The following is a 13,567-nucleotide window of genomic DNA, read 5'->3' as shown; positions in this document are numbered from 1 at the left end:
CCACCGGTCAGGGCGAAGAACACGTCGTCGAGGTCGGGGGTGTGCACGGTCAGTTCGTCGGCCGCGATTTCGGCGGAGTCCAGCCAGTCGAGGATGGAGCGCAGTTCGCGCTGGCTGCCGTCGCTGGGGATCTGCAGCGTGAGGGACTCGTCGGTGGGGGCACCCCCTGCTCGAGCGGAGCCGAGAGCTTGGGGGATGGTGACCTCGCGCAACGCGAGCGCAGCGCTCTGGTACGCGGACAGGTCGGAGAAGCGGAGCCGGACATGGCCGCCGGGGATCATCCGCTTCAGCTCCTCGGCGGTGCCCTGGGCGGCGATCTTGCCGTCGTTGAGGACGGCGATGCTGTCGGCGAGTTCGTCGGCCTCCTCCAGGTACTGGGTGGTGAGGAAGACGGTGACGCCGTCGGAGACGAGCTCGCGGATGATGCCCCACATGTTGTGACGGCTGCGCGGATCGAGTCCGGTTGTCGGCTCGTCGAGGAAGATGATCCGCGGGTTGCCGACCAGCGTCATGGCGATGTCGAGGCGGCGCTTCATGCCGCCCGAGTAGGTGGAGGCGGGCTTCTTCGCGGCTTCCGTCAGATCGAACCGTTCCAGCAGCTCGGCGGCGGTGCGGCGGCCCTCGCGGCGGGACAGGTGGTGCAGGTCGGCCATGAGGAGCATGTTCTCCTCGCCGGTGATCAGGCCGTCGACGGCGGAGAACTGCCCGGTGACGCCGATCGCAGCGCGCACTCCGTCCGGCGCCGTGGCGATGTCGTGGCCCGCGACCTGGGCCTGGCCGCCGCCGGCGGTGATGAGGGTGGAGAGGATCTTGACGACGGTGGTCTTGCCGGCGCCGTTCGGGCCGAGGAGGGAGAAGATCGTGCCCGCGGGCATGTGCAGGTCGATGCCGTCGAGCACGGTCTTGTCGCCGTACGACTTGCGCAGACCGACGGCGGAGACGGCGACGGGCGGCTGCGGACCCTCACCAGCCCTGGATGTGGGCATGACAGAAGAAGGCATGGAGCCCTCCCTTTCGGAGGCTGAAGTGACTGGAGGAGTGGGTGAGTTGGCGGGGCCGGTGTTCAGGCCCGGGCGCGGCGGACGTCGATGTTGCCGTAGCGGGTCCGGGCGCGGACCTCGACGGCGTCCTCGGTCTTCTCCGGGGCCTCGGAGGCGGTGAGCGTGTTGCGCACCTGCCCGGAGCCCGAGTGGACGTCGAGCAAGGCGGCCGTGCCCTCGCGGATGCCGACCTCGATGGCGCCGTAGGAGGTCTCCAACTGAACGATGCCGCGGGCGACTTCGGCGACGCGCAGGGTGCCGTGTGCGGTGGTGGCGGTGACCGAGTCCTCGGCGCGCCGGATCTCGATGTCGCCGTTGGCGCCGCTCACCCGCAGCTCGCCGGTCGCGGCGCCGACGGTCGTGGTGCCGTGCGAGTTCTTCAGGACGGCGGAGCCGTCGACGAGGCCGACGCGCATGCTGCCGGAGCTGGTGGTGATCTCGGCCGCGCCCTCGACCCGGTCCACGGTGATCGAGCCGTGCGATGCCTTCAGCTCCAGCGGCCCGGTGGTGTCGAGGCGCACATCGCCGGACGAGTTCTTCACACGGACCTCGCCGAGCCGGCCCTCGCCGAGCACCTGGGTCCAGGCGCCGGTCATGTCGATGCGCGAGCCCGTGGGCAGTTCGATGGCCACGTCGACGACGCCGGTGCGGCCGAACAGATTGGACTTCGGCGTCGTGACGGTCAGTACGCCGCTCGCGTACGTGACCTCGGTCTGGTCGGCCGCCCGCACGTCCAGGTCCTTCTTCGGGTCGCGGGGCCGCACCTCGACGACGGTGTCGAGGCGGTCGCCCGCGGTGAACTGGATGGAACCGGCCTCCACGCGCGCCGTGGCCGAGATGGGTCCGGGAGTGTCGAAATTAGGCATGGCTGTACCGTCCTCATGGGTCTTGAGTGCGTCCCCGCTGGTGGGACGTGGTGTGGGTGCTGTGTTGGTTGCTTTGGGGGCGCGGGTGGGGGCGCGGGTGGGGGCGCGGCTAGCGCATCCAGCCCGTGACGCTCTGTCCGATGCTCTGGGTCCTCTGCGGCGTACGCGGCCGGGTGCCGCCCTCGACCGCGGCCGACACGGCGCGCACCAGCCACGCGTTGACCGACAGGCCCTCGCGGTTCGCGGCCTCCTCGGCGCGGGCCTTGAGGTGGGCCGGCAGACGCAGGTTGACGCGCGCGGTGCCACCCTCGTCGCTGTCGGCGGGTGCCTGCGCCTTGAGCGGTTCGACGGGCGCAGCGGCCGCTTCCGTGGGTCCGCCGTCGGCAGGCGGCAGCGTCACCACGAAGTCGGGATCCAGCCCGCGCAGCCGTACGTCGACCGAGCCGGGGGCGAGCTCGCGGGTGATCTCGTCCATCGCGGCGGAGAGCACGTTGAGCATGGTCAGCCGGGTCGCCGACTCCAGAGGAACGGTGAGCCTCTCGGCCAGCTCGCGGGCTTCGTCACCGCCGGCCTCGGCGGCCACCGCGAGTTCGCGGCGAAGGATGTCGACATACGGGGTGAGGTCCATGACGTCATCATGGCACCATTATGGCGCCAAACGCAAGCCGGGCGGCGCCATATGTGGGGCGAGTTGCGGGCGACCCGCTCTGAACTGCGGAAACAGTAAGCGGGCGACCTGAATCATTGGGGCAGCACGCGTGCTCATGCTCTTCCGGGAGCGCGGAGTGGCATCACATGGCACCGATCTGGCGTCGGATGGCACTGGATGGCGTCGAGTGGCGGCATCGGGGCACCATCCAGTGCCATGTGATGCCGGACGATGTCCCAAGGGGTGGTGCGTACGTAGCCGGACCGGCGTCCGTGCGCGTCGCGTCACGCGTCCAGTTGTGCGCGGATGAGTGTGTCGAGTCGCTGCCATGCCGGGGTGCTCGCGTTCCCGCATCAGAACTTGTCCGGGTATTTTCGCGCCAAGAGGAGGTAACCGATCAGACAGGCGGCCAGGATCAGTCCTGCGATATTGCCTGCTGCCATTCCACCCGCTCCTTCAGCGACGACGTGTGCGGTTCCATCTGAACCGGCGCAGGGCACGGAGCACATTTGTCTTGACGTATTGCTGTCGCCGGTGAATCGGGGCTTGACGAGGCTCTGACGAAGCGAGGTTCCGAGGACGGTGGAAGCTGTGCGGAGTGACTCAGTCCAGTCCTGAGACCTTGAAGACGGTGCGTGCTGTTTCCCGGTCGATGGCTCGGGCCATCTTCCGCAGTGATGTCTTTCCGCACCGGAGTGTTCCCCGCTCGGCGCAGTACCGGACATCCGCGTCCAGCCGGCGCCACAGCTGGGGGTTCTCCGTGAGGACCTTGGGGTCGATCTCGACACGTGCGCCGTCCGTGTCCCGCAGCACCAGGCGTTCCGATACTCCGCCCGACCAGTGCGCCGCCACGAGCCGGTCGGTTCGCACCCGCCGCTCGCACAGCAGTCCGCGCGAGCGGAGCCACCCCGGGCCGGCGGAGAGTCTCGCCGGCATCAGGACGACCAACAGGAGGGTGGCCAGGGCGGACCAGATCCCCGCGCGCCACGGGGTGAGCATGGCGCTGATGGCGTCGACCGACAGCAGCATGCCGAAGAGCGATGCTGCGCACACCACTGCGTGCCGGGCACCCGCGGCCCAGGCGGTGTCGTACACCTCGGCATCGGCTGTCTCGCCGCGGTGGGCTTCGCTTCCAGGAGCAGCCCCCGCGGAATTCCCTTTCATGGCAGGGACGGTAATGACCGGCTATCGCCGCTGAGGCGGAATTGACGGTCCGTTTACGGCGGGTCAGTGACTTTTGACACCCACCTGACGGATTACCGGTCCACTGGTCCGCACAGGGCGGGGCGGAGCCGGCCGCAATTCGGTTACGAGCCCGGCTGCTACGGGTAACGTCGTCAGTTCTTCCCGGTCAGTTCTTCGAGTGCGACGTTGAGTTCGAGGACGTTGACCCGTGGCTCTCCCATGAATCCGAGATCCGGCCGTCGGTGTGGGCCTTGACCAGCTTCTCCACCTGCCCGACGCGCAGCTGGTTCTTCTCGGCGATGCGGTGGACCTGGAGTTGGGCGTATGCGGGTGAGATGTGCGGGTCCAGGCCGGAGGCGGAGGAGGTGACCGCGTCGGGCGGTACGTCGGACGGCTTGACCTTGTGATCCGGGGTGCTGTTGTCCTTCACCACGGCGCTCTTGGCGTCGGTGACCCACTTGAGCAGCTCTTTGTTGTCGCCGGAGCGGTTGGTGGCGCCGGAGAGCAGGAGTTTGTATTGGGTGTTGACGGTGTTGGTACCAAGACCGTTGGACGGGCGGGGCTGGAACCACTTCAGATCGGGGTCGGCGGTCTCCTGCCCCTTCTTCAGCGGCAGGTCGTAGCGCTGGCCGACGAGCGCGGAGCCGACGACCTTGCCGTCGCTCTCGACCTCGGAGCCGTTGGCCTTGCCGGGGAAGAGGCCCTGTGCGATGCCGGTGACGGCGAGCGGGTAGAGCACGCCGCAGACCAGCGTCAGGACGAGGAGGGCGCGCAGACCGGCGCCGAGCAGGCGTGCGGTGTTGCGTACGGAGGTGTTCATGGTCGTCACCCGATGCCAGGGATGAGGGAGATGAGCAGGTCGATGAGTTTGATACCGAGGAAGGGGGCGACCAGTCCGCCGAGGCCGTAGATCCCGAGGTTGCGGCGGAGCATCCGGTCCGCACTCATCGGCCGGTACCGGACGCCTTTGAGGGCGAGCGGTACCAGCGCGACGATGATCAGCGCGTTGAAGATGACGGCCGAGAGGATCGCCGACTGGGGCGAGGCCAGGTGCATGACGTTGAGCTTGTCCAGGCCCGGGTAGGCGACGGCGAACATCGCTGGGATGATCGCGAAGTTCTTCGCCACATCGTTGGCGATCGAGAAGGTCGTCAACGCGCCCCGGGTGATGAGGAGTTGCTTGCCGATCTCGACGATCTCGATGAGCTTGGTCGGGTTGGAGTCGAGGTCGACCATGTTCCCGGCCTCCTTGGCGGCCGAGGTGCCGGTGTTCATGGCCACGCCGACATCGGCCTGGGCGAGCGCGGGCGCGTCGTTGGTGCCGTCACCCGTCATCGCGACGAGCTTGCCGCCGGCCTGCTCGCGCTTGATCAGCGCCATCTTGTCCTCGGGGGTGGCCTCGGCGAGGAAGTCGTCGACTCCCGCCTCTTCGGCGATGGCCCGCGCGGTGAGCGGATTGTCACCGGTGATCATGACGGTCTTGATGCCCATCCGGCGCAGCTCGACGAAGCGCTCCCGCATGCCCTCCTTGACCACGTCCTTGAGATGGATGACGCCCAGCACCCGGGCGCCCGTCTCGTCCTCGACGGCGACGAGCAGCGGGGTGCCGCCCGCCTCGGAGACAGTGTTCGCGACCGCTTCGGCGTCGTCGGCCGGCTGACCGCCGCGCTCCTTGACCCAGGCGAGCACCGAACCGGCCGCGCCCTTACGCACCTTGCGGGCCGCGCCGTCCTCGGTGAGGTCCACGCCGCTCATCCGGGTCCGGGCGGTGAACGGCACCCACTCGGCGTGCTCCAGCTCGCCCGCGTGGCGCTCACGCAGCCCGTGCTGCTCCTTTGCCAGGACGACGATCGAGCGCCCCTCGGGCGTCTCGTCGGCCAGCGAGGACAGCTGCGCGGCGTCCGCCAGCTCGGCGGCCGTCGTCCCCTCGACGGGCACGAACTCGGCGGCCTGGCGGTTGCCGAGGGTGATGGTGCCGGTCTTGTCGAGCAGCAGCGTGGAGACGTCACCGGCAGCCTCGACCGCGCGCCCGGACATGGCCAGTACGTTGCGCTGGACGAGCCGGTCCATGCCCGCGATACCGATCGCGGACAGCAGCGCCCCGATGGTCGTCGGGATGAGGCAGATCAGCAGCGCGGTCAGCACGATCAGCGAGGTCTGCCCGTCCGCGCCCGCGTAGATCGCGAAGGGCTTCAGCGTGACGACCGCCAGCAGGAAGACGATCGTCAGCGAGGCGAGCAGGATGTTCAGCGCGATCTCGTTGGGCGTCTTCTGCCGGGCCGCGCCCTCGACCAGGTTGATCATCCGGTCGATGAACGACTCACCGGGCTTGGTCGTGATCTTGACGACGATCCGGTCGGAGAGCACCTTCGTACCGCCGGTGACGGCGGACCGGTCGCCGCCCGACTCCCGGATGACGGGAGCGGATTCGCCGGTGATCGCCGACTCGTCGACACTCGCGACGCCCTCGACGACATCGCCGTCGCCGGGGATGATGTCGCCCGCCTCGCAGACGACGAGATCGCCGACGCGCAGTTCGCTACCGGGCAGCTGCTCCTCGGTCTCGCCGTCCTTCGAGAGCCGCCGGGCAACCGTGTCCGTCTTCGCCTGGCGCAGCGTGTCGGCCTGCGCCTTGCCGCGCCCTTCGGCCACCGCCTCCGCCAGGTTGGCGAAGATCGTGGTCAGCCACAGCCAGCCGGTGATCGCCCAGCCGAACCAGTCCCCCGGGTCCTTGACGGCCAGGACGGTGGTGACCACCGAACCGACCAGCACCACGAACATCACCGGGGACTTGACCATCACCCGGGGGTCCAGCTTGCGCAGCGCGTCCGGGAGCGACTTGGCCAGTTGCTTCGGGTCGAAAAGGCCCGCGCCCACCCGGCCCTCGGGGGTCTTGTGCCCGGAGGGTACGTCGCCGTGCGGAGCCCGGGTCGAAGTGGCGGTGGACATCGAGTCCTCTTGCTTCTCTGTACGAGTGGTCATCCAGCCAGTCCTTCAGCGAGCGGGCCCAGCGCCAGCGCCGGGAAGTACGTCAGCCCCGCGACGATCATGATCACGCCGACCAGCAGACCCGCGAACAGCGGTTTGTCGGTGCGCAGGGTGCCTGCTGTCGCGGGGACCGGCTTCTGTTCGGCGAGCGAGCCGGCCAGCGCCAGGAGGAACACCATCGGCACGAACCGGCCCAGCAGCATCGCCAGCCCGATGGTGGTGTTGAACCACTGGGTGTCGGCGTTCAGCCCGGCGAAGGCCGAGCCGTTGTTGTTGGCCCCGGAGGTGTAGGCGTAGAGGATCTCGGAGAATCCGTGCGCGCCGCTGTTGGTCATCGAGTGCGCCGGGGTGGGGAGCGCCATCGCCACGGCGGTGAAGCCGAGCACCAGCGCCGGGGTGACGAGGATGTAGCAGGCCGCCAGCTTGATCTCGCGGGTGCCGATCTTCTTGCCGAGGTATTCGGGCGTACGGCCCACCATCAGCCCCGCGATGAACACCGCAATGATCGCCATGATCAGCATGCCGTACAGCCCCGAGCCCACACCGCCCGGCGCGATCTCGCCCAGCTGCATGCCCAGCATGGTGATGCCGCCGCCGAGCCCCGTGTACGAGGAGTGGAAGGAGTCGACCGCACCGGTGGAGGTCAGCGTCGTGGAGACCGCGAAGATCGACGATGCACCGATCCCGAATCGGGTCTCCTTGCCCTCCATCGCGCCGCCGGCCACCTCGAAGGCCGGGCCGTGATGCGCGTACTCGATGGCCCACATGAGGAGGATGAAACCGATCCAGATGGTCACCATCGTGCCGAGGAGCGCATACCCCTGCCGCACGCTGCCGACCATACGGCCGAAGGTGCGCGTCAGCGCGAACGGGATCAGCAGGATCAGGAAGATCTCGAAGAGGTTGCTGAACCCGTTCGGGTTCTCGAAGGGGTGGGCCGAGTTGGCGTTGAAGTAGCCACCGCCGTTGGTCCCCAGCTCCTTGATGGCCTCCTGCGAGGCGACAGCGCCGCCGTTCCACTGCTGCGGGTCCCCCAGGAACTGGCCGACCTCATGGATGCCGGAGAAGTTCTGGATGGCACCGCAGGCGACCAGCACGAGCGCGCCGATCACCGAGATCGGCAGCAGGATCCGGACCACGCCCCGGACCATGTCGGCCCAGAAGTTGCCCAGCTCACCGGTGCGGGATCGGGCGAAACCTCGTACGAGGGCCACCGCGACGGCGATACCGACGGCGGCGGAGACGAAGTTCTGCACCGCCAGACCGGCGGTCTGCACGACGTGGCCCATGGCCTGTTCGCCGTAGTAGGACTGCCAGTTGGTGTTCGAGACGAAGGAAGCGGCGGTGTTGAACGCCTGGTCCGGGTCGATGGAGGAGAAACCGAGCGAACCGGGCAGCGAGCCCTGGAGCCGCTGCAGCAGATACAGGAACAGCACGCTGACCGCGGAGAAGGCCAGAACACCGCGCAGATAGGCGGGCCAGCGCATCTCGGCGTCGGGGTTGGCGCCGATGGCCTTGTATATCCACTTCTCCACCCGCAGATGGCGGTCGGAGGAGTAGACGCGGGCCATGTGGTCGCCGAGCGGGCGGTACGCCAGGGCGAGCGCGCCGATCAGCGCGCCGAGCTGGAGTACGGCGGCGAGGAACGGACTCATATGCGTGCTCAGAACCTCTCCGGGCGCACCAGGGCGAGGACGAGGTAGCCCAGCAGGGCGACGGCCACGATCAGGCCGACGATGTTCTCGGCAGTCACAGCTTCGCCACCCCCTTGGCAATGAACGCCACCAGCGCGAAGACCGCGATCGTGGTGACAACGAAGGCCAGGTCGGCCATCGGTGCTCCTCAGTAAGGCTCGGGGTTGAGATGACCCCTTGAGGAAAGCGCCTTTTCAGCCAGTTGAGCCTTCCGTTGACGGGCCTCTTACGGCCACAAGACCGCCTTTGACGCCTTCCTGACCTTTCGCCTCGCGCGTCATGCTCTGACCTGCGGTAACGCAGGCGGAGTGGCCGGTGTCCGTCAGTGAGGCGGTTCGCCGCGGCGAACCGAGCCCGGTGCGCGGGCGGCCGGACGGTCGGCGCGGGCGGAGGAGGTGAGCTGCCAGGGCACGCTGATCACCATCACCCCCGGGGTGAACAGCAGCCGGCCCTTGAGCCACAGCGCCGACTGGTTGTGCAGCAGGTTCTCCCACCAGTGGCCCACGACATATTCGGGGATGAAGACGGCGACCACATCCCGTGGGCTCTCCCGGCGGATGGAGCGGACGTAGTCCACAACCGGGCGGGTGATCTCCCGGTACGGGGAGTCCAGCACCGTCAGTGACACATCGATGTCCAGGTCCTGCCACTGGCGCTCCAGCGTCCGCTCCTCGTCGCGGTCGACGGCCACGGTGAGGGCTTCGAGCCGCTGGGGCTTGAAGGCGCGGGCGTAGGCCAGGGCGCGCAGTGTGGGCTTGTGAAGGGTGGAGACCAGCACGATCGCCAGCACGCGGGAAGGCGGGCGGAGCAATTCCTGCGGCTCGGTGACCGCCAGCTCGGCGGCGGTGGCGTCGTAGTGGCGTTTGATGCCGTGCATCATCAGCCACAGGATCACGGCGGCGACCACCGCCAGCCAGGCCCCCTGCGTGAACTTGGTGGCCAGCACGATGACCAGCACCAGACCTGTGAACACCGCCCCCAGCGCGTTGACGACCCGGATCAGCCGATGGCGGCGGCGCAGCCTCGGGTCGGTCTCGACGCGCAGCTCGCGGTTCCAGTGCCGGACCATGCCGGTCTGGGAGAGCGTGAACGAGGTGAAGACGCCCAGGATGTACAGGTGGATCAAGCTGGTGACATCGGCCTTGAAGCCCCACAGCAGCAGTCCTGCCGCGGCAGCCAGCGCGAGGATGCCGTTGGAGAAGGCGAGCCGGTCACCGCGGCTGTGCAGCTGACGGGGCAGATAGCGGTGCTGGGCCAGGATCGAACACAGGAGCGGGAATCCGTTGAAGGCGGTGTTCGCCGCCAGGATCAGGATGAGCGCGGTCGCGCCTTGGATGAAGTAGAAGCCGAAGCTGTTCTCGCCGCCGAAGACGGAGGCCGCCAGCTGGGCGATCACGGTGCGCTGGTGGTACGAGGAGCAGTTCCCTTGGAGCCCGGTCAGATGGCAGGGGTCCTCGGTGATGTGCACCTTCGCGACGACGGCGAGGGTGGTGATCCCGGCGAACATCGTGATCGCGGTGATCCCCATGGCGGCCATGGTGGTCGCGGCGTTCTTCGACTTCGGCTTACGGAAGGCAGGAACCCCGTTGGAGATCGCCTCCACACCCGTCAGGGCCGTACAGCCGCTGGAGAAGGCACGCAGGACGAGCATCACCAGGGCGAGGCCGACCAGGTTTGCGTCGGCCGGTTCGGGTTCGATGCCGTACTTGGCGCTCTCCGAGACCGGCGCATCACCCAGCAGATAGCGGAACAACCCGGTGCCGACCATGATCAGCACCCCGCCGACGAACAGGTAGGTGGGCGCGGCGAACGTTCGCCCCGACTCGCGTACGCCGCGCAGATTCATGGCGGTGAGCAGAGCGACGAAGCCGATGGCCAGCAGCACCCGGTATCCAGCCGCTTCAGGCACCGCCGAGATGATGTTGTCCACGCCGGAGGCGACCGACACGGCCACCGTCATCACGTAATCGACGAGAAGTGAGGCGGCGACCACCAGACCGGCGTTGGCTCCCAGGTTCCGCGAAGCCACCTCGTACGAGCCGCCGCCGCTCGGATAGGCGCGTACGACCTGACGGTAGGAGATCACCACCACCGCCAGCAGAGCGACGACCGCCGCGGCGATCCACGGGGTGAAGTGCAGATACGCCATCCCGCCGAGGGTGAGGACCAGCAGGATCTCCTCCGTGGCGTACGCCACCGACGACAGCGGGTCGGAAGCGAAGATCGGCAGCGCCAGTCGCTTGGGGAGCAACGTCTCCCCCAGCTCCTCGCTCCGCAGCGCACGGCCGATCATCAGCCGCTTCAGCACGCCGGTGACCTTGACCACGGCACGAGCCTAGGCAGGTTCCCCCGGCCGCCGCCCGGGCTGTTACGCCAGCAGAGGACCCCGCGGAGAGCGGTGTGGCGATGACGGCCGACCGACCCCTGCTCGGTATGCGGTTGCCGCACCCCCCTAGGGTCGGGGCATGGCGAGTGAATTCAGCGAAGCGTTCCTCCTCGAGGCCGAACGGCATGCCGCGTGGGGCGCGGTCCAACTCGAGGCCCTGACCGCGTTCTTGCCCGAGGGGCCGTGGACCGCGGACCTGCCGTCCTGCCTCTACCAGCAGGGGGAGCTTCAGCTGCGGGTGGCCGTGCTGGGCACCTACGACATGGACGAGCAGTCCTGGATGTGGGGCTGGGCGAACCCGGGCCTGCAGGGAACCGAGGTGGTTGCCCTGAGCGCCGCCGTGGAACGGTACGGGCGGGCGCAGGGCATCGCCGAACTGTCCGAGGGGGTCCTGCAACTCTCCGGGTTCGACGACCCGCGGCGCGCGGCGGAGATGCTCGCCTTCACCGGGATGGGAGTGGCCGAGGCACCCGGGTACATCGGCGTCCCGGCGGGAGGGGGCACGCAGGTCTACTTCCTGCCCGACGACGCACAGGTTCCCCGCGTCGGCCTGGATCCGGTCACGCTGCCCCGGACGCTGCTCACCGGAGCGGGGCTGATCGGGTACTCGGCCCGGCACGTCGTCGGCGGGTACTTCGACCACCACGGCGTGCCCCGGCGCGTCGAGGGCGACCGGATCGTCGCCGACCTGCCCGGCGGCAACGCGGTCGAGGTCGACTTCGATGCTGCCGGGCGGATCGCGGGCGTCCGGGGCAAGGTCTCGCCCTGAGCGCCTCCGATGTTCCGGTAAGGGGGTGCCCCCGCCCACCGCCGCGGACTGCGGGCACGTCGTGGCTTGTCGCGCAGTTCCCCGCGCCCCTTCGGGGCGCAGTCCGGCCCTCCTGCGCGTTCGGCGTTCAGCGGCGCAGGTCGTTGTAGACGGTGGCCCGGGAGACGCCCAGGAGGCCGGTGAGGGTCTGGACGGCGCCTTTGAGTTCCAGGAAGCCCTGGTCCTTCAGGGTGTGGACGAGGGTGGCGCGGTCGGCGGTGGCCAGGGCGCGCGGGGTGGTGCCGCGGGCGGCGGCGAAGGACTCGGTGGCGGCGCGGAGTTCGTCCACCGTGCGGGCCCGCAGGGTCTCGTGGACGGGCGGCTGGTGCTCCTCCGTACGCAGCAACTCGGTGAGGCCGCGGGTGAGGGTGGACAGCAGGGAGACGTCCAGGTTGAGGCAGACGGCGGCGACGTAGGTGCCCGCGCTGTTCTTGATGCCGATCGATGTGCTCTTGGCGGGGCGGCCGTCGGGAAAGCGGCCCGGGTAGTTCTGGAGGACCTCCGGGTATGCGGGGTCCGCGATACGGGCCAGCCCGAGCTCGGTCGCGGGGTCGCCGGCCCGGCGGCCCGAGAGGTTGTTCTCCACGGTGCGCACCGCGTGGTCGGGGCGGCGCAGATCGTGCAGTACGGCCTCGCACAGTCCGGGGAACATCCGGCCGACCGCGGTGACGATCTTCTCCGCCTCCCGCAGCAGCACCTCGTCCTCGGTGAGGCTGCTCATACGACCCCCTTGACGATCTTCTCCGTGGCAGTGGGTGCCTTGAGGGCCGAGCCCGTGAGGATCACCACCGCCGTCTCGCCCGGCCGCAGATCGCCGCCTGTCGCGAAGACGTCGACGGCCGCCGCGGCGGTGGCGCTGGTGGGCTCCGCGTACAGGCCGGTGGCCGCGAGACGGCGTACGGCGGTGGCGATGTCCTCCTCCGGGATCGCGGCCATGGTCCCGCCCGAGCGGCGTACGGCGGCCAGCACCTCGGGCAGCCGGATCGGCTCCTTGATGGCCGTGCCCTCGGCCAGCGTCGGCTTCCAGGTGCCCGCGGCGGCCACGGGGCTGTCGGCGCCGGTACGGAAAGCGGCGTGCAGCGGGGCGCAGTTGGCGGGCTGGGCGACCAGGAGGCGGGGCAGCGCCGCGATCTGCCCCGCGGCGAGCAGTTCGGTGAAGCCCAGATCGCAGCCGAGGACGGTGCTGCCCGCGCCGGCGACCGTGACCACCGCGTCCGGGGCCCGGAAACCGAGGTCCTCCCAGATCTCGTACGCCAGCGTCTTGGTGCCCTCCAGGAAGTACGGGTGCCAGTTGTGGCTCGCGTACACCGTGTGCTCCGCCTGGCGCAGCGCCTCGGCGGCCGTCGCATCCCGGTCGCCGGGCACCGGGGTGACCCGCGCCCCGTAGGCCGTGGCCTGCAACGTCTTGGCCGGCGAGGTGTGTTCGGGTACGAGGATGGTGGCGCCGATTCCGGCGGCGGCGCAGTAGGCGGCGACGGACGAGCCGCCGTTGCCGGAGCTGTCCTCCAGGACCTGGCCGACGCCCTGCGCGGCCAGCGCCGAGATCATCACGCTGCTGCCGCGGTCCTTGAAACTGCCGCTGGGGTTGAACCACTCCAGCTTGAAGCCGACTTCGACCCCGCCCCACGTCCGCCGCAGCAGCGGGGTGCACCCCTCCCCCAGGCTGATTCCCGGCGCCGCGGGCGGCACCGGAAGCGCCGCGCGGTAACGCCACAGCGAACGGTCGCCCCGCTCGATGTCGCCGGGCGCCGTCCCCCGCGCAGCCGAGACGAGCAGCGGCGTCCCGTCGTCGCCGCGCCAGCGCAGCGGGTCCAGCGGATAGCGCCGCTCCGAGCGCGGGTCGTACAGATCGCGCGGCTCGCGGGGCGGGGATTCGTCCACGGCAGTTCTCCTCGGCTCGGCCCGGCTCGGTCGCGAGGCGCTTTACAGAGCGTCTAAAACTAAACCACAT

The 13,567-nt window shown here is 69.2% G+C and carries 12 protein-coding genes and 1 pseudogene; 1 reads left to right on the top strand and 12 read right to left on the bottom strand.

From position 1 onward, the window contains the following. The 10 genes and pseudogenes from ACTWP9_RS12995 to ACTWP9_RS12950 all read right to left on the bottom strand — a co-directional run. A partial coding sequence (locus tag ACTWP9_RS12995; protein ID WP_443246249.1) for an ATP-binding cassette domain-containing protein occupies positions 1–986 on the bottom strand: 986 nt, incomplete at its 3' end. 77 nt (positions 987–1,063) lie between these two features. After that, positions 1,064–1,906 (bottom strand): DUF4097 family beta strand repeat-containing protein, encoded by an 843-nt coding sequence (locus ACTWP9_RS12990; RefSeq protein ID WP_443246227.1) that lies wholly within the window; start codon positions 1,904–1,906, stop codon positions 1,064–1,066. 109 nt (positions 1,907–2,015) lie between these two features. Then, positions 2,016–2,534 (bottom strand): toxin-antitoxin system HicB family antitoxin, encoded by a 519-nt coding sequence (locus ACTWP9_RS12985; protein ID WP_443246226.1) that lies wholly within the window; start codon positions 2,532–2,534, stop codon positions 2,016–2,018. Between the two features lie 374 nt (positions 2,535–2,908). After that, entirely contained in the window at positions 2,909–2,998 is a 90-nt protein-coding gene (locus ACTWP9_RS12980; protein ID WP_443246225.1) for a K(+)-transporting ATPase subunit F, read from the bottom strand. Positions 2,999–3,158: 160 nt separating this feature from the next. Next, positions 3,159–3,719, bottom strand: a complete 561-nt coding sequence (locus tag ACTWP9_RS12975; protein WP_443246224.1) for a hypothetical protein — start codon at positions 3,717–3,719, stop codon at positions 3,159–3,161. Positions 3,720–3,892: 173 nt separating this feature from the next. Next, a pseudogene (locus ACTWP9_RS12970) lies at positions 3,893–4,560 on the bottom strand (potassium-transporting ATPase subunit C). Positions 4,561–4,565: 5 nt separating this feature from the next. Then, positions 4,566–6,722, bottom strand: a complete 2,157-nt coding sequence (gene kdpB, locus ACTWP9_RS12965; RefSeq protein WP_443246223.1) for a potassium-transporting ATPase subunit KdpB — start codon at positions 6,720–6,722, stop codon at positions 4,566–4,568. Further along, a complete protein-coding gene (kdpA, locus tag ACTWP9_RS12960) occupies positions 6,719–8,383 on the bottom strand; it encodes a potassium-transporting ATPase subunit KdpA (protein WP_443246222.1) in 1,665 nt (554 codons plus the stop codon). The genes kdpB and kdpA overlap by 4 nt, the downstream gene beginning before the upstream one ends. A gap of 8 nt (positions 8,384–8,391) precedes the next feature. Next, a complete protein-coding gene (gene kdpF, locus ACTWP9_RS12955; protein ID WP_443246221.1) occupies positions 8,392–8,481 on the bottom strand; it encodes a K(+)-transporting ATPase subunit F in 90 nt (29 codons plus the stop codon). A 263-nt stretch (positions 8,482–8,744) separates the two neighbouring features. Further along, positions 8,745–10,715: an APC family permease gene (locus tag ACTWP9_RS12950; RefSeq protein ID WP_443246248.1), complete on the bottom strand. Its 1,971-nt coding sequence runs from the start codon at positions 10,713–10,715 to the stop codon at positions 8,745–8,747. A 172-nt stretch (positions 10,716–10,887) separates the two neighbouring features. On the opposite strand from ACTWP9_RS12950, the gene ACTWP9_RS12945 reads away from it, so the two are divergent. Next, positions 10,888–11,577 carry a DUF6882 domain-containing protein gene (locus ACTWP9_RS12945; RefSeq protein ID WP_443246220.1) on the top strand — a complete coding sequence of 230 codons (690 nt, stop codon included), beginning with the start codon at positions 10,888–10,890 and terminating at the stop codon, positions 11,575–11,577. Between the two features lie 127 nt (positions 11,578–11,704). On the opposite strand, the gene ACTWP9_RS12940 is transcribed toward ACTWP9_RS12945, so the two are convergent. Together ACTWP9_RS12940 and ACTWP9_RS12935 are read right to left on the bottom strand one after the other, a co-directional pair. Next, positions 11,705–12,337: a helix-turn-helix transcriptional regulator gene (locus ACTWP9_RS12940; RefSeq protein WP_443246219.1), complete on the bottom strand. Its 633-nt coding sequence runs from the start codon at positions 12,335–12,337 to the stop codon at positions 11,705–11,707. Next, entirely contained in the window at positions 12,334–13,497 is a 1,164-nt protein-coding gene (locus ACTWP9_RS12935; RefSeq protein WP_443246218.1) for a threonine synthase, read from the bottom strand. Before ACTWP9_RS12935 ends, ACTWP9_RS12940 begins: the two co-directional genes overlap by 4 nt. Positions 13,498–13,567: the final 70 nt, after the last annotated feature.

The sequence above is a fragment of the Streptomyces sp. 3N207 genome (assembly GCF_052246355.1).
Lineage (GTDB): Bacteria > Actinomycetota > Actinomycetes > Streptomycetales > Streptomycetaceae > Streptomyces.
The sequence above is the reverse complement of the archived record's forward strand: the minus strand, read 5'-3'. Positions and strand labels throughout refer to the sequence as shown.